This is a genomic window from Candidatus Poribacteria bacterium (assembly GCA_026702755.1).
Classification (GTDB): domain Bacteria; phylum Poribacteria; class WGA-4E; order WGA-4E; family WGA-3G; genus WGA-3G.
The window spans coordinates 1-16833 of the sequence record JAPPBX010000026.1; the positions used below are offsets into that span (position 1 = coordinate 1).

At 47.7% G+C, this 16833-nt stretch carries 16 protein-coding genes; 13 read left to right on the forward strand and 3 right to left on the reverse strand.

Annotated elements, in window-relative coordinates; translation table 11 throughout:
* The 6 genes from OXH39_04950 to OXH39_04975 all read left to right on the forward strand — a co-directional run.
* On the forward strand, positions 1–1288 hold a 1288-nt coding region (locus OXH39_04950; protein ID MCY3549787.1), incomplete at its 5' end, for an endonuclease NucS.
* Positions 1289–1300: 12 nt separating this feature from the next.
* Positions 1301–1930 (forward strand): NUDIX domain-containing protein, encoded by a 630-nt coding sequence (locus OXH39_04955; protein MCY3549788.1) that lies wholly within the window; start codon positions 1301–1303, stop codon positions 1928–1930.
* A gap of 80 nt (positions 1931–2010) precedes the next feature.
* On the forward strand, positions 2011–3162 hold the full coding sequence (locus OXH39_04960) for an AAA family ATPase (GenBank protein MCY3549789.1): 1152 nt from the start codon (positions 2011–2013) through the stop codon (positions 3160–3162).
* A complete protein-coding gene (locus tag OXH39_04965) occupies positions 3159–3620 on the forward strand; it encodes a hypothetical protein (protein MCY3549790.1) in 462 nt (153 codons plus the stop codon). Before OXH39_04960 ends, OXH39_04965 begins: the two co-directional genes overlap by 4 nt.
* A gap of 55 nt (positions 3621–3675) precedes the next feature.
* Positions 3676–4779: a Gfo/Idh/MocA family oxidoreductase gene (locus OXH39_04970; GenBank protein MCY3549791.1), complete on the forward strand. Its 1104-nt coding sequence runs from the start codon at positions 3676–3678 to the stop codon at positions 4777–4779.
* A 259-nt stretch (positions 4780–5038) separates the two neighbouring features.
* Positions 5039–5857, forward strand: coding sequence for a phytanoyl-CoA dioxygenase family protein (locus OXH39_04975; GenBank protein MCY3549792.1), 819 nt, complete (start codon positions 5039–5041; stop codon positions 5855–5857).
* A gap of 41 nt (positions 5858–5898) precedes the next feature.
* Here OXH39_04975 and OXH39_04980 read toward each other — a convergent pair whose 3' ends face one another.
* From OXH39_04980 to OXH39_04990, 3 genes are all read right to left on the reverse strand, one after another.
* Positions 5899–7035, reverse strand: a complete 1137-nt coding sequence (locus OXH39_04980; GenBank protein ID MCY3549793.1) for a PmoA family protein — start codon at positions 7033–7035, stop codon at positions 5899–5901.
* A gap of 118 nt (positions 7036–7153) precedes the next feature.
* On the reverse strand, positions 7154–8374 hold the full coding sequence (locus tag OXH39_04985; protein ID MCY3549794.1) for a phytanoyl-CoA dioxygenase family protein: 1221 nt from the start codon (positions 8372–8374) through the stop codon (positions 7154–7156).
* Positions 8375–8453: 79 nt separating this feature from the next.
* On the reverse strand, positions 8454–9257 hold the full coding sequence (locus OXH39_04990) for a LamG domain-containing protein (protein ID MCY3549795.1): 804 nt from the start codon (positions 9255–9257) through the stop codon (positions 8454–8456).
* Positions 9258–9462: 205 nt separating this feature from the next.
* Between OXH39_04990 and OXH39_04995 the strand changes: the two genes are divergently transcribed.
* The 7 genes from OXH39_04995 (at position 9463) to queC (ending at position 16799) form a co-directional block, all read left to right on the forward strand.
* Positions 9463–10332: an alpha/beta hydrolase gene (locus tag OXH39_04995; GenBank protein ID MCY3549796.1), complete on the forward strand. Its 870-nt coding sequence runs from the start codon at positions 9463–9465 to the stop codon at positions 10330–10332.
* Between the two features lie 8 nt (positions 10333–10340).
* Positions 10341–11213: a phytanoyl-CoA dioxygenase family protein gene (locus tag OXH39_05000; GenBank protein MCY3549797.1), complete on the forward strand. Its 873-nt coding sequence runs from the start codon at positions 10341–10343 to the stop codon at positions 11211–11213.
* Positions 11207–12025, forward strand: a complete 819-nt coding sequence (locus OXH39_05005) for a phytanoyl-CoA dioxygenase family protein (GenBank protein MCY3549798.1) — start codon at positions 11207–11209, stop codon at positions 12023–12025. The genes OXH39_05000 and OXH39_05005 overlap by 7 nt, the downstream gene beginning before the upstream one ends.
* Before the next feature lie 170 nt (positions 12026–12195).
* The gene (locus tag OXH39_05010) at positions 12196–13827 is read left to right on the forward strand and encodes an NAD(P)H-dependent oxidoreductase subunit E (protein ID MCY3549799.1); all 1632 of its coding nucleotides are present in this window, start codon (positions 12196–12198) and stop codon (positions 13825–13827) included.
* Positions 13828–13959: 132 nt separating this feature from the next.
* Positions 13960–15135, forward strand: coding sequence for an MFS transporter (locus tag OXH39_05015; protein ID MCY3549800.1), 1176 nt, complete (start codon positions 13960–13962; stop codon positions 15133–15135).
* 304 nt (positions 15136–15439) lie between these two features.
* Positions 15440–15967, forward strand: coding sequence for a hypothetical protein (locus OXH39_05020; GenBank protein MCY3549801.1), 528 nt, complete (start codon positions 15440–15442; stop codon positions 15965–15967).
* A gap of 145 nt (positions 15968–16112) precedes the next feature.
* Positions 16113–16799 carry a 7-cyano-7-deazaguanine synthase QueC gene (gene queC, locus OXH39_05025; protein MCY3549802.1) on the forward strand — a complete coding sequence of 229 codons (687 nt, stop codon included), beginning with the start codon at positions 16113–16115 and terminating at the stop codon, positions 16797–16799.
* Positions 16800–16833: the final 34 nt, after the last annotated feature.

Sequence of the window (16833 nt, forward strand, 5' to 3'; positions counted from 1 at the left end):
CGAAATCTCAAAAAGTCAACAACTTTATCGTAAACTCAACATTGAAAGACTACTAGTTTGGAATGATCATAACTATTGTGCTGAGATTGTTGAAGGCGCAGTTCCATTTTGGGCATTTAGTGATGATTTGTTGGAACTTGCTAAGTATCTTGGTGTAGAAGGTTGCTATCAGGCTTCAAAAGTTGAATTTAGTTATTATGGTGACCAAGGAGAAGATAAGATTTGGTCTGAAAAAGTACAAAATCTACATCCATACATTCATGATTTCCTTAATTCGACGCCTTGGCACGAAGTAAATACGGAAGAAAAAACGGCTGAGATTTTAAATCGTTTGTCGGTTCGTCGAGCAAAAAAATTAGAAGTAAGATATGAATTGAAAGAAAATTCTGTTCTTGATCCAAATCCACGTCAAAGTTTTTTGAACACGACAAATCAAGGAATAACACTCTGGATAGGACTGGAAGAAAGTGAAAAGGTATATCCAGACCTCATTGGCGATGCCTTACAAGACTATTTCGGTATTAGCGAACTACGTGAATTTATCAAAGATCTATTACTGACAACAGATCCGCATAGAACTACTCTATTGAGTTGGGAACGACGAGGTTTCCAGCCTGATCTTTGTCTGTCACCATCAGAGTCAGATTCTAGAGAAGACAGAGAGGAATCGCCGGATGATGTTGACGAGCAACTTTCAAATGAAACTGGCAGCGAAAAAGATTCAGGAATGAATGACTCTGGAGTTGAAATGTCAAGGGTTCACGAGGATCCAGAAACTGAAAATGAAGACAGCGATTCAACAGAGAATAAATCTGAAACCCCTACGTATCAATCACGTCCGGGCGAAAATAGAACGCGCCAGCACTATGGACACCGAAGCAGCACACCTAATAGAAGCAGAGGCACAGATTATAGTGAGGGAGGCGGTGGTGAAGGTGAAGAACATCGGACTTTAAAGGAATGCTTGGCAAATAATCCTTCTCAACTTGGTGAAGGATTAACACTGGTTCGCACTGAATATGAATTTGAGTCAGGTGATAGGGTGGATATTTTACTGCGGGATAGTTCTGGAAACCCTGTAACTGTGGAAGTAAAACCGTATATTCTGCCCGGGAGCTATAGCGAAGTTTGGCAGGCCGTGAGATATAAGCATATTGCGGCTGTTCAATACAAACTCCTATCGTGCAAGCAAGTCCGCAGTATACTTGCAGCACCAGAGATCCCGGATGATGTCAAGGCGAAATGCGAAGAGCTAGGAATTGAACCCTTTGAAAAGCCTGAATTATGAGGAGAAATCAGGGTGAATGAAGTTGTCCAGAAGGTTACCGCATTTATCATCCGCGAAAGGAATGATGTCAAGGAATTACTTGTGTTTAAACATCCAACTGCGGGTATCCAAATCCCTGCAGGCACTGTTGAAAAGGGTGAAGACATTGAAGCCGCTGTAAAGAGAGAAACTTATGAAGAAACAGGTTTGCAGCTTGTAGAAATCGAAAACTATCTGGGTTGTTTTGAGAATGAATTGAAAAATAACCAAAGAATAGTAGCGGAAACAACGCAGGTTTATATCGAACCCAACTTAACCGCAATTCCCTACAAGCGAAAGTTACCCAAAGGACTTACCGTTGATTACCGTTCCACACAGGCGGATTTCACACGCATTTCGTACGTTGAATACGAATATGACAAATTTCACAAGCCCATACACATTGACACTAACATTACCGGATGGGTACCGAATGAGAGTTTAAGTGCGCAGAAAAAGAGACATTTTTTCCTTATGTCCACACAAGAGGAAACGGAAGATGCGTGGGAATTAAAGAGTGATATGGGACACATTTTCAAGCCGTACTGGACACCACTTTCGCCGAAACCTAAAATTATATCGCCACAAGACAGATGGTTGGATTTTGTCTATGAAAAAATCTGAGTTGTAGTAAAATAAATATAAGTAGAATGAGGTAACCTCGGCCCTACAGTTAGCATGTTAGAAAACGGAGTAGAAGAATTATGAAAAATCTTAAACTGACTTCACTCGGGCAAATTCCGAAAGCCGACATCACCTTTGGAGATTTGACGGTGTTTGTCGGCGAGCAAGCAAGTGGGAAGAGCATTCTGCTCCAACTTGTGAAATTAATTTTAGATGCAGGCGATATTACGCAAACCCTGAAAAAAAACGGTTTTGATTGGCAGAAAAAAGCCGAGAATTTTTTGTCTCTTTATTTTGGTGAAGGGATGGAGACGATTTGGAACAAGAATGAGACGAAAGTTACTGTTGATACAGTAGATTTTACACCTCGAAAAGCGTTATCAAAAAGAAAAAAATCTGAGAACCTCTTTCTAATACCAGCACACCGGGTTGTGACGCTTAAAGATGGATGGCCCCGCGCCTTTACAGACTATGCAACAAGTGATCCGTATGTCGTCAAGGAATTCAGTGAGGAATTGCGCCTATTAATGGAAGCCGGACTGGGGACAGGTAAGGGACCGATCTTTCCGCAAGTAGGGCGCATGAATAAAACACTCCGAGACGCGATCGGAAAAAGCATCTTTGGAGACGCTGAAATTAGATTGGATAGATTCGGCTTACGTAAACGTATTGTCTTAGATGTCGCAGGCACCCAGCTACCTTTCATGACTTGGTCAACCGGACAGAGAGAATTCGCCCCTCTCCTATTAGGACTATATTGGTTAATGCCTTCCGGGAAAGTACAGAAGAAAGATAACATTAATTGGGTTATCATTGAAGAACCGGAGATGGGTTTACATCCCCAAGCGATTTCAGCACTCCTTCTTATTTTTTTGGAGCTGCTAAGGCGAGGCTACAAAGTCATCGTTTCTACGCATTCATCCCAAATTTTAGAACTTATCTGGGCGATTCGATTCATTTCTAAATCAAATTCTGCTCCAACACGATTAAGACAGTTGTTGGATTTGAATGCAAATGCCTATTCTAAAGACCTCACGGAGACAATCTTGAATGAAAAAACTTTCAAAACCTATTATTTTTCTCGTCAGGAGAGTATTGTGAACGTCAAAGACATTTCAACGTTAGACGCTGAACATCCGGATGAAGCCGTATCGGATTGGGGTGGGCTTACACTATTTAGTACGAAGTCTGCTGATATTGTCACAAGAGCCGTGTCGGAGAGTGAACTTTGAATTTTACTGAGGCTATTCAGAGTATTCCAGAAATTGCCGAATGTCTAAAAAATGGGTTGCAGGCATTAGATCGGCAAGATAAAACCAAAATAAAAGTCAACGCCTCGCGCGACCTAAAAGGTAGTGTTTATATTGATAAGTGTCTTGAAAAGCGTTATCCGAACGCACCTCGTTGGGATTACGTGTTCGGTTATAAAGATAGGGTTTACTATGTTGAAGTTCATCCGGCGGACAATACGCGTAAAGTAGGAGAAGTCACGGCGAAATTACAGTGGTTAAAGCAGTGGTGCAAGCGTTCCGCGAGGAGTCTTGAAGATTTGGAGGGTCAGAGTACCTATCACTGGATTTCTACCGGAAAAACTGCATCAAGCGTGAAAAGAGGTAAATATCTTCAGATATTGGCGCAAAATGGTATCCGTGGGCCAGATGCTGTACTAAATGCAGATACTGTCCCATAAATATACCACTGTCAAAACTCCTCTCATTTAACACAACTCTCTTGGAGGAAAGAAGATGACAACGTATCGAGCAGGCGTAATCGGTTTAGGACGTATGGGCAGCACCTTCGACGACGAAATCACGCAAGGGGGTTCGATCTTTCTGCCCTATTGCCACGGTCCAACTTACCATGCTGCACCGAATGTGGAGCTGGCTGCAGGGGCGGATCTACATGCCGAACAGGCAGCGATCTTCGGCGAACGGTGGGGGCTAAGTTCGGAACATATCTACAGCGATTACCGTGAAATGTTGGAGAAGGAAAATCTGGATATCGTCAGTGTCTGCACGACGGCGCGAATCCGATCGACTATCGTTCAAGATGTGGCGCGCTCCAGTGTCAGGGCGATCTGGGCAGAGAAACCGATTTCGCTCAGTCTCGCCGAGGCAGACGAAATGGTGGAGACCTGTCGAGTAGAAGGTGTCGCGCTGGCGATCAATTGTGCGCGACGCTGGAATCCGTTCTTTAGTGAGGCTCGAAAGCTCATTGACGAAGGCGAAATCGGCAACGTGCTTCAAGTTACAGTCTATGCCCAGTGTGGACTTTCGCATAACGGCAGCCACGCCATTGATATTTTACGCTACATGGCAGGTGGGAATGTGGAATGGGTTTTCGGTGAGATGCAGTCCGATGAAGCCGCTGCAGGTGAAAGTGACTTGCAAGGAAATGGCTATCTCGTTTTTGATAACGGTGTTCGAGCGTATCTCAGAAGTACATCGTGTGGTGCTGCACCGTGGGAGGTCGATGTTATCGGCACAACCGGGCGTATCCGTTCCGTCAACAACGCCGAAACGTTCGAGCTGATTCGTGTGATCCCCGGCGGGCGACGTGGACGCGGTGTACCGGCACAATGTCCATTCCCGATCCCCGTGCGGATGCAAGGCATGGGCATCACAATCGTTGAGGACCTCATTAACGCCATTGAGAACGGAACCTCTCCGAAGTGTTCAGGCGAAGATGGGCGTGCAGCATTGGAAGTAGCGGTCGCACTCCGGGAATCGCATCGCCGTGGTGGTGTAAAGGTTGAGTTGCCAGTTGAAGACCGAAGCCTTCAGATTCTCTCCTCGGAGATCCAAGGCGACGACACACCCGCTCGGGTTCGACGGTTACAAGCGAGTTGATAGAAAGCATTGATGCGCTACAAAATGCGTAAAATAATGAACTCTAATGAGTTTTGACCTTCAAACTGGTAAATCTAAGTGTATCTTTGGGGCACTGTAGGGGCAGCCCTTGTGGCTGCCCTAATGAGTTTTGCTTAGGTGCTGAAAATTTCTGGGTAACTGTTGTGACATTACCTCTTTTGATTATCAGATTTCATCAGACTGCTGTAGGAGCGGCCTCCCGACCGCGCCCGCAGAGAATTGAGGCGAGGAAAAGCACATGAAACCAGCGGATTATGCGTTTTTTAAAGAAAATGGCTATGTCTCACTCGGTAAGATTCTGAGCGATGCCGAGGTTGCGCATTTTGTTCATAGCTTTGACCGGGACCGCACTGAAGTTGAAGATCACTGGTATCGTATCGGACATTACCAGACCGTGAATTGCGATGCACTTCTGACTTCACCTGAATTCGACAATGTGATTCGGCATCCGATCGTCATGGATTGCCTACACACACTGATGGGCAATGCCCCATGCTTTTCAGAAGTCTGCATCCGGCACATGGCACCGTACGATGGTGAACTGAATCGCGGTTGGCATCGAGATGGTCCGAGGCACTGGCTTGAACATCCGTTGCGTATCGGGTTCATGCAGTTGATGCTATATCTGACCGATGTTAATGAAACGACGCACTGTTTCTCCTTATCACCGGAATCGGTGGACGCTGAAATTCTCGAAACAGACGAACAGTTGGCGCGTGGCGGAATTGTCGATTTGTACGGACCCGCTGGGACAGCCATACTCTTCAACATCGGTGTTTTACATACCGCCACGACCCGTCCTACGCAGGCGGAACGCAAGACGGTACAAGTCTATTACGGGCATCCGAACCGTCGGTACTTGAGCGAGGATTCAATCATACCTGTTGAACTTTGGCGAGATCATCCCGATCCTGAGGCGCGTGCCTTTTATGGTGTGCTCAACGACAAGACACGCGATTACCTCGAACACACGGCTTCAACGGGTGAACTGTCGTTTGAGGACACTTTGGCATTCCTTCGCGAACTGGATGTTAAGCACCGCAAGCGGCCGGAGTGAATTGGCGACGGTTTGCTTGGTCCTGTTACCGCCTAAGGTTCTCAGTCCTTCAAAACTTCCGCCTGCACTGGATTTACGTAGCACTGATAATACCGTTCAACATCTGCCTCTGGCGTAACACCTTCGTGGACATAGACTCCAAATCGCAGACGGAAACGGTCATCTTCCAGCTCATCGGGTGGATGGTGGAGGATGCTCATCTGTTCCGGTACAGCGATTTCTCCGAAAAAGCCCGGATGTTCGGCGTTTTCTGGGTGATCGAACAGGGCAATACCAGCCACGCCATCGCCCACCGTGCCACCTAAATCGCACCACCGTGCGCGTTGGTGATGCACCGCTGTTCTGCTCATCTGTCCTTCAGAATTTTCAATGTGCCCTTCCTCTGGGATACCCATTGACGGATTCAAGCGTGCTACGCAGAGGAATTGCCGATCACCGATATCCAGTGGTGGTGTCGTTTCGTGTGTAATTTCCAGAAACCGTCGCGTATCGTCCGCATACCATACCCGAGCGGTCCGTGTTTCTGTCATGATAACTTCACCATCTCCCTTGACATGGATCAGGTCTTCGACAAATTCAGCGTAGACATTCCCTTCAGTGATTCGGACAAAGCGTTGATGCAACATCTTCCCGCAGGGTCCATAAGGTGGCTCATCCCAATCAGACCAGATGTTCGCAGACCCCCCTTCACCGTGCCCTCCATAGGCGAGATAAAGTCCAGTGTGATGCGGATGGTCCTCGCCACCAGCCCCGCGGACCACAGTCCCATGATTCGCATTGATGGGCCAAAAGTAAGGTTTCCAAACACCGAGAAAGTTGTATCGTGCGAATAACGCGTCATCGGCAGAAATGAGCAGATGCGCGGGTTTCTGTTCGATTTGATACCGGGCTTTTGGTGACGGCTCATTGATTTGTCGGATCGCGTAATGTGCTGATGTCTCCGCCGGAAGTTCGCCTGTCTGCCATGTGAGTTCACGTAGCGTCGGCTCGAATTGACATGGGACATCCTCGCCGGAGGCATGACTGTCTGCATCAGTTATGGACATCGCAAGTGCTGAGGTTCCTTCTTGCCAATCGGGAAAGTAACGTTTCGGCTTGAAACGCAAGCGGACGAGATCATTCTGTCGATTGACCGAACCCGCTTCAATTTTGATGATTACACTTCGATTTTGTGTCAATGATTAACTCCTATTCGCTTCACGGTGAAATTGTTCAATCGTCCAGTGCAAATCGCACACCTCTTGTGCGACGGACACATATGATTGACGCAAGTCGTTTGAAAATTATTTTACGTTTCTACCAGCTCTGAATGAAGTCCTCTATCTCGAAATTCGCTGGCATGTCTGTCAATTGATAGCGCATCACACGGGATGTTCTGTCGGAAACAGACCGGGCAATTTCTGTCTCGATTTTCTCGTATAGTTTTGAGAACCGTTGCCAGATACTTTCAGCAGCTTCGGCGGAAAAACGACGGGCGAAATCCTCATAGAGATGGAAGTTGAGTCGATGTGCGGAGATTTCCCCGATACGTTCTTCAATGGGAAGTTTGCTGACTTCAGGGGCTTTGAGTTTGCGAACCTTGTCCGCCAACTTTGAGAGGAATACGACCGCGACCATACGTTCCTCTTCACCCGGGTGTAACTTCGCCAACCCATCTTGAAAACCCTCAGCGTCCTTGTTACGGATGGCGTGAAAGGTTGCCTCAATCACATCGGATTGCTGCTGATGGAGTTGGAAAAAATATTCAAATCGGGTGCGAGCCTCAGCCGGAAGATGTTGGGTGAATTCCAGATTCCAATAAAAATGGTCAACGATTGGATACGAATCCCCACCGAAAGCACGGTATCCGAGATGAACAGTCCGTCGCAATTTTGTGCTATAGTTGCTGCCCCAATGCAAACCCATGTGGCTATAGACAACCCCATCTCCTGCTGAAAGTTCAATCGGGATCCCACCCGGCATTGGTTCTTGGGCGCGGGTCAATAGGTGTTGATGTTCCTCTGGCGTATTTGGACGGCAATAACTTCTCGGTACAAGCCAAAACACGCTATCGTCGTAAAGCGGGATATTCCATTGGACATACCCTGGTCCGTTTTTAACATAATCCATCTGCATGCCTTTTAGCGGTGCCTGTCCCGTTGGATCAATATCGCGGTGCCAACTTGCAGGACCGTGGTCTTGTACTGGATTACACATCAGTGCCATCAGTGTGATTGCCGCGTCGGGTGCTCTCATGAGTTGTTGGCTTACGCCGAGGGTGTTCTCATGCAGACAAAACTCGACGGTATTAGCAGTTGCTGCGTCAACGACCTCATCGAAAAACACTCTCGGTTGTGCACTCGTTGTCCAAACACCTCCGGATTTTTCGTCCGGTTTTCGTTCCCGTTCCCAGACTACTTTTTGCTTCTCAACGAGAGTTTCAAAATTCGTTCTCAACGCTTCCAACTGCTCAGGTGGAACAACCTGTCGTAGCACAATGTAACCGTCATCAATGAGTTGTTGTGGATCTACCTTCATTGGAAAGTTCCTGTGTTACCTTGGATTTCGGATTTCCGTTAAGAAATAAACCAGTTGTGTTGTTTGAATTTGATAATCATTAACGATAAGATTGCGCGGCTTTAATCCGCCCCCAAGTGAGACTTAACTTTGCGGTAGGTTCGACTGATAAGCCCTGTGACTCAAAGTTCTGCTTGATTTCTTCGAGCGTCAGTGCTTTCTTATAGATGCGCACTTCGTCCACCGCGCCTATCAAGTACCCATCGGTATTACCATCTTGAGCGATATTCCAGTTCGTCTCACCGCCGCCTAAATTGCCGGACATTGCCTCCTCCTCTTTGACGAGAACGCTATCGACATACACCTGAGCCCTATCCTCTTCGCGTGTCGCCACTACATGGTGCCATTTGCCATCGGCATAATCCTCATCGGTTACCCACGCTTTTCTGACATTGTTGGCTTGCTCGGTATAGTATCGGAGTTGTCCGGTATTCTGATTAAAGCCCAACCGAAAGAAATGATCGAAGAAATTCGTTTTGTTTGTCAGGATATATTGCCAACCGATACGACTGTTAGCGGTTTTCAAAAACCACGCTTCATACGACGCTGGTTTCTCCCCGATATTGAAAATGATCGGCAGCTCCACACAATCCGGTTTTCCACCAAAATTAAGTGCGTCTCCGAGATGACCTTCGATAGACTCCGGCTCACCGACGATTGTTCCGTCCTTGCCGCCAATGAGATCTTTAACGGTATCGCCGACGATGTCGTTTTTGTCAAACGTGTAATAACTCACTAAGCCGTCCGTAACAACTTGAGCTTCCACTCCAATAATTAAGGTGAAAGTACAGAGAAGGGCAAAACCTGTTTGAAGTGCCCACCAATTTAAACGTTTCGATTTCATGACAGCCTCCATTTTTCCAATTTAGCGATACGATGTGAAAAATTAACGGATATCCTCTGAATCGCTTTTATCACACTTCAATTGTTGCCATAATGGCAAATTTGAGGAAGATTGTCAATGAAAAAATCAAACTGATTTTTGATTGACTTGTGTGTCTAAAACTGGTATTCTCATAACAACTCATTAATATCATCAGATACAAGGGATGAAAGTGTCCCAAGAGCAAGTACTTCAGATTAATAGTGTTCGGATTTGGACAGCGGTTCAAGGCAATGGAATACCGATGGTGCTTTGTCACGGCGGCCCCGGTGGTTACGATTATCTCTCCCCGATTGCCGACACGGTTCCTGACTTATGTCAGGTTGTTCGATACGACCAACGTGGAAGTGGGCGTTCGCAACTAATAGGCCCCTACGATGTGTCCACATTTGTCGATGATTTAGAAGGATTGAGAAAGCATTTCAACTTTGAACGTTGGATTGTTGGAGGGCATTCGTGGGGCGCGGGACTTGCTTTGGCTTATGCAGTTAGGTTTCCAGCTCAAACGGTAGCCATTCTTCACATCGCAGGCACAGGTATTGATCCCGGATGGCACGACGAATATCGCGAAAATCGGTTGAATGCGCTGAGTGAATCGGAGCGTGAAGAATATCAACATCTGCGTGCACAAAGAGAACAGGCTGAAGGTCCTGATGAGGAGCAGATATTAGACAGGCTTCGCGCTTTAAGTAATAAAACGGATGTATTTGACCCAAATCGAGTTAACGATCTTCCAAGTTTCGATGAGTATCCTGTGAGCAATGAAGCGAACGAAAAAGTTGGCGCGGACTGGAAAAGTTACACGACAGATTCAGAATTTCAGCAATCCGTTTGCAATCTGTCTATACCTGTTCTTTTCCTTCATGGTGCCTGCGATCCTCGTCCGAGTCACTTTATAGAGACGCTCGCCGCTAAACTATCTCGTGGTACGTTTGCATCGATTCCCGAATCAGGACACTATCCTTGGATAGAAAAACCCGATGAAGTGAAGACAGCACTTCGGCAGTTTGTAGTAGATTTTGCAATTATGGAATAGGAGACAGTATGCTAATCCGCGGTGAAGATAGTGCCATCAATCTTCCGTCTACACTGACAGAAGAGGAAAAATGGCACTACGATCTGTTTGGCTATCTTGTGCTTCGGCAGGTGATTTCACCAACAGAAGTAGAACGGATGATTGAGATAGCAAATGGTTGGTTTGCACACCCTGAAACCGTGCCTAAACCAGTGAACGTCACTCAAGATGAATATAGCGGCGTACTGAACAATGTTCAGTATGGCGATCGGATTTTCGAGCGATTATCGCTCAATGAAAAGGTGATGCGGATTGTGATGGGTCTGATGTGGAACCGTCCGAGACTTTTCAATTGCGCGCTCGTCTTTCAGAAGCAACGTCCTATCCCTGAAGGCGAAAAGGAGAGACTCCACCGCGACACGAGCGGTTTTGACTTTCCGGACGGGTTCCGTAACCCGCATAACGATTACCAAGCTGGAAACGGACAGATCTATAGTAATTATGTCAATACCGCCATAACACTCGTCGATGTGCCGAAGGACAACGGCTTTATGTGCATCCCCGGCACACATAAATCACAAATTAAACTGCCGACGACGATTGATATCGACAACGAATTGGCACCCGCAATCACCTTTGAGCTAAAGGCAGGAGATTGTCTCGTTTTCTCGTCTCGACTGATGCACGGCGCAAAATTTTGGAAGGTTGATTATCCGCGCCGAGTCGTCTTCAATCGGTATCAATTTAGCTTCTACTTCAACGAAAACTATAACCTACCTATAGAAGCACACCGCCACTGCATTTCTGACGATCAATACGAGTTGGAATCAATCCAACGCAGCGAAAAGGGATTTGCCAAACGGATCCTTGAAAAGATGGAAAGGGGAGAGGAACTATGCTAACACAGAAAGAAAAGTGGTACCTTGACCTGCTCGGTTATTTTGTGGTGCGTAACGCCGTGCCCAAAGCCGATGTTGAACTGATGAAGGCACAGATGTTTGCGTGGTACGAGTGGGATGAGGCGGATTTCAAGCACCCTATGCGAATCAATGCTCCAGAAGGAAAACCGTGGTGGGTCTATAACATGCATTATGGACATGAAGCGTTCCAACGGCTCATCTTGAACCCAGAAACCCTGCGCGTCGCAACAGCATTGACGTGGAACCACCCGCGAGTTTTCGATGTCGTCGCGAATATCTGTTATCCAGAAGCAGATGGTTTGGAACTACACGGCGGACATAAAGGCTGGTTCCGAAGCCCACACCATCAATACCAAGTCGCCAACGATGAGATCTTCGCAAGTTTCTTCAATCTCTCCGTTTCATTAGTGGATGTACCTCCCGGCAACGGATTTGCCTGCATTCCGGGAAGTCACAAATCTAATTTCCAGTATCCTGAATACATCACGATGGATGACCCACCACCGACGGTTCACAATATCCCAGTGAACGCTGGTGACTTCATCGTGTTTCTGCCGAACACGCGGCACGCTGGACGGCGGTGGAATCACGAAACTTATCCGCGGATGACGGTGTTCTTACGCTGGGTCTATGCGAAGCAGTTTCATCACGTCGATTCGTCTCGATGGCTTCCGTTTGACGCACATAAGGACGAAATTCCAGAGGCACTTCACGACCTTGAGAGCCGTGACCACGGACAGCGGAAGGCACTAAATGAACTCATAAACCCGTTCAAAGTCGATGTTCCCGAATGAAAATTCTACCGAACAGGATTTTAAAAGAGCATTAAAATCATTTAATTAAGAGTCGGGATTCGGAGATCCCTCCTACCAAGCGAAACTTGAAAAAAACTTGACATGAAGCCCAAAAATTGATAGGATACATAAAGAAATTATTCTTTATTGTCATAGTACTGGAGAGATAGATGGCAGCTCCGACTAATCGAGAAGTGATTGCCCAGTGGCGCGATGAACCCGCCCCATTGCTGTCATTGCTACACGCCTTCCATGACCGAGACGGGTTTATTTCAGAGGCAGTCCTTCGCGACATCGCAGTTGGACTTCGGATCCCACTCGCCGAGCTTTTCGGCACCGTAACCTTTTACCACCATTTTGCGCGCGAAACCCCAGGGCAGGACGCGCCGCGCGTCTGTACCGGACCGGTTTGCCGATTGCAAGGCGGCTTGGAAATCCTTGAGGCACTCAAAAACGAAGGCGCGACCGAGATGCCGTGTGCTGGAAGGTGCGACGATTGCATTCCAGTGCTGAAAGGGCATCAGGTATTTGTTGGGAAGCAAGCAGACTCCCTCTCTGTGCAACCCTCCCCTTTACCCCCACCATATCCGGGCGATGGCGAAGAATGTATTTTCGCTGAGATTCGAGAACCCGGACGCAATACACTATCAGGCTACCGACGTACCGGTGGCTATGAAGCGTTGACACGTGCGGTAACAACGCTTGCACCAACAGATGTGATTGAAACGCTCAAGGAGAGTCAACTCGCCGGTCGGGGTGGAGCAGGATTTCCAACAGGCATGAAGTGGGAATCGGTTTTGAATGCTCCGGGTGAACCGAAAACGATCGTCTGCAACGCAGATGAAGGCGAACCGGGCTGTTTCAAGGATCGGGTTATTCTCGATTACGCGCCACACGCTGCAATTGAAGGAATGACACTCGCCGCCTATGCAACAGGCGCAACACGTGGTTTTATCTATCTTCGCTATGAGTACCCAGAAACTTTAAAAATACTCGAACAAGCACTTGCAGAAGCAGAAGCAGCAGGACTACTCGGTGATGGCATCCTCGGTGAGGATTTCAACTTCCATATCTATATTCGACGCGGTGCTGGTGCCTATGTTTGTGGCGAGGAGGGGTCGCTATTGAACAGCCTTGAAGGGAAGCATCCGTTTCCAAGGAATCGCCCGCCTTACCCTGTGACACATGGATTTGAGAACTTGCCCACCGCTGTAAACAACGTGGAGACACTCGCCGCCGCTGTACAAATCTTACGCCACGGTGCAGCATGGTATAAAAATCTCAGTTATGACCAAAACTTAGCAGGCACAAAAATTATTAGCCTCTCCGGGGACATTCAGAGACCGGGGAATTACGAGGTCCCGTTCGGACTTCCGTTGAAGACGCTTCTCTACGAGTGGGCAGGTGGTGCACCGGGAGGACGCGAAATTCGAGCGATTACGACAGCAGGGTTATCGGGTGGGTTTATCGCTGCAGCTGACTTTGACATTACGATTGATGAACCGAGTTTCCAAAAAGTGGGTGCGATGCTTGGTGCCGCGGGAATCATGGTGTTTGATGACACGCGAGATATGCTCGATGTCGCACGCAACGCAATGGAATTTTTTGCCGAGGAATCTTGCGGGAAATGTTTTCCCTGTCGTATCGGCACACATCGATTAACAGAACTTTTGTCCGCGCCGCTGAATCTGAATTCGGAAGCACTCATCTCGGAGATTGGAGCCGTCATGAGAGCAACGAGTGCTTGCGGACTCGGCACGGCTGCACCAAATATTACAGACAGTCTAATCCGGTATTTCTAATGGAGTTATCGGTTTTAATGGGTGTCGGTTGTGGGTTGTCAGTTAAAGAGCAGGGTATGAAGGATAAAATCTTTGTAATGCCAGGAGGTATTAACTGAAAACTGAAAACTGACCACTGAAAACTATTAAAGCATGTGGACTCGTGGGTTTATTCTTCTTTGCGCCATTATATTTGTTGTCGGTTTGGTAACAGGACCGGTCCAGATGCTATTTCCGGTCTATGCAGAAACGATTTTAGAAGAAAGCGCGTTGTTTGCTGCATTGTTGCGTGCGCTGCCCATTGGTCTCGGTGGTATTTCGGCACTGATCGGTGGAACCCTCAGTGATCGGTTCGGACGGAAGCCGACGATACTCATCGGGATGACAGGCGCGATTGTCATAGGTGCGCTTTTCACGACAGAAACGCCCCTGTTCATCTGGGGTATCCTCTGCTACGAAGGCATCGCATCCGGATTCAAGACTGCGGGTGGGCAAACCTACCTCATCAGTGTTGTGCCATCAAACCGATTGGGAGTGGCGACGGCACTGTACTTTATCAATATGACTGTTGGAGGGGCAGTTGGGAGTGCCATCGCAGGCGAGGTCATTGACCGTATCGACTATAGGGTTTTCGGGATCGGTGCGATCGTTCTATCCGGCGTGTTGTTTGTGGGGGCATGCCTCTTTTTGCCACGGTTAATGCAGCGGTCTTCCAATAGGCGACGGGAGCAAGGCGGGGTATGGAAATCGGCATTGAATGTTGAGGCATACCTAAACCTAAGTCGGCGGCGGAACATACAGATGCTGATCGGTTTACGGGTTTTCCCGACTTATTATTGGGGCTCTGTGAACCTACTCATGCCGATCTTGATAGCACGTATCGCTGGCATTAAAGCGACAGGCTATTACGGCGCGGTGAGTCTACTGTTCGCTTTCGGATGCCAATTGGCTGTCGGAAGAATATGCGATAGGATTGGACATCGCGCGCCTGCACTTGTGGCGAACGCAATCGTTACACTCCTCGCTTTTGGCGTGGCGTTTTTTCACGACTCATTAATCGCTCTGGAAGTTTTCGGGATACTCGGCGCAGGTGCAGCGTGGTCACTTTCGACAACGATTCCGAGGTTTATCAATGAATTTACCGAACCCCACGAGAAAGGACACGGGGTTGGGCTCACGCACTTGGCATGGAGTAGTGGATTTCTTCTCGGCTACGTCGCAAGCGGTTTTCTGATGAATATCTCTGTTCAAGTTCCATTTATTGTCGCGGGAATTTCTCTGATTTTTTCGACGGGTATTGCCTATAGACTGTGGTCTTTTAAACATTAAATTTTCACTCTGTTTTCTCCGTTGACGAAAATGGATTTTGCTTTGTTTGTTTCTTTTTCACGGAGGATTACCATTTATAGTAGGGTCCAAAAACATGTAGACAGTTGTTCAGTGAAGGAGGGAAACACCCAAGCAAAACACCCTTACGGCCGCTGGCGAGGTTTGTAACCTCGCCGTCCCACAATGTCAGAGTAATTGTAGATTTTACTGTAATTTCATAAACCGGTAGGTGCACTTTATATGTGTGCCCTGTATCACAAAAACCGCGGTTAGGAGCCGCGACTACAAAACGAAGGAAAGCATAATGGTTATTGCAGAACTTGATTTGGAAAATGCAGAACATCGTGAACTCACCAGTTCCGAATGGCGTTATGGCGATGGACTCGTTCCGGGTGAACCCAATGGCGGTTTAGTTAATTTGATGAAAGAGTCACCGGCTCGCCTCGCTGATTATGACGATTCAGGTTGGCCCATTTGTGAGGATATCCAAGCAATCATCTCCGAGGGACTCTGTTTCGGTTGGTATCGTATCACCGTAACACTTCCAGAGGAAGTGGATGGGGTTTCAGTCGCCGGTTCGCAGGTGTGGTTCCATACGTGTATTGACGACTACGGCGAAGTCTGGGTTGATGGCGAAATCGACTTGGCTTTCGGGGAGTCGGGACGTGGTGCAGCCTCCGGTTTCAATACGCCTCAACGCGTTGTTGTTACCGAAAGCGCGGAGCCGGGTGCGAAACATGTTCTCGCATGCTTGGCGATCAACGGTCCCCTTGCCAGACCCGGTGGTGGTATCTTCCTCCGTTTCGCGAAGTTAGAGTTTGAGCGGGAATAGCGGTCAGCCATCAGTAGTCAGCAATCAGTTATAAGGTGTCTCGCAGTGAGAGCCATTATCCGTAGGGGCAATCCCTTGTGGTTGCCCTGTCTTTGTGGCTTCTTTTCTGACTGCTGACGGCCGACACCAGAATAAAGGTAAAGAATTGAGCAGAAAAGCAGTCGTCCTACTGAGTGGCGGCTTAGATTCAACAACAACGCTCGCCATCGCGCACGATGAAGGTTATGATACCTACGCAATGAGTTTTCGGTATGGTCAACGGCACGCTGTGGAACTGCGGCGCGCGAAAAACATCGCAAACGCATTGGGTGTGAAACAGTATACAATCGTTGACATCAATCTACGTATCTTCGGCGCATCTGCGTTGACAGCAGATATAGCTGTTCCGAAAAACCGTTCTGATACGGAAATGGAGGGTGGCATACCAATAACTTATGTTCCTGCCCGAAACACAATTTTTCTTTCCTACGCTCTCGCTTATGCTGAAGTCCTCGGCGCGGATGCCATTTTTATCGGTGTCAACGCTATGGATTACAGCGGTTATCCGGATTGTCGTCCCGAATATATAAATGCCTATCAAGCGATGGCGAACCTTGCGACACAAACTGGTGTTGAAGGGAAAACGAAATTGACAATCCGCGCCCCACTGATTGATAAAACGAAGGCGGAGATCATCCAAATTGGCGCGGCACTCGGTGTCGATTATAGTCTCACTTTAAGTTGCTACGATCCTGACGCGGAGGGCAGAGCGTGTGGTGGTTGTGATAGCTGCCTGCTCCGAAGAAGAGGCTTTGAAGAGGCAGGCATTCCCGATCCGACTCACTATATCTAAAACGAAGCATTCAAAAATTATGACAAAGGCAGTT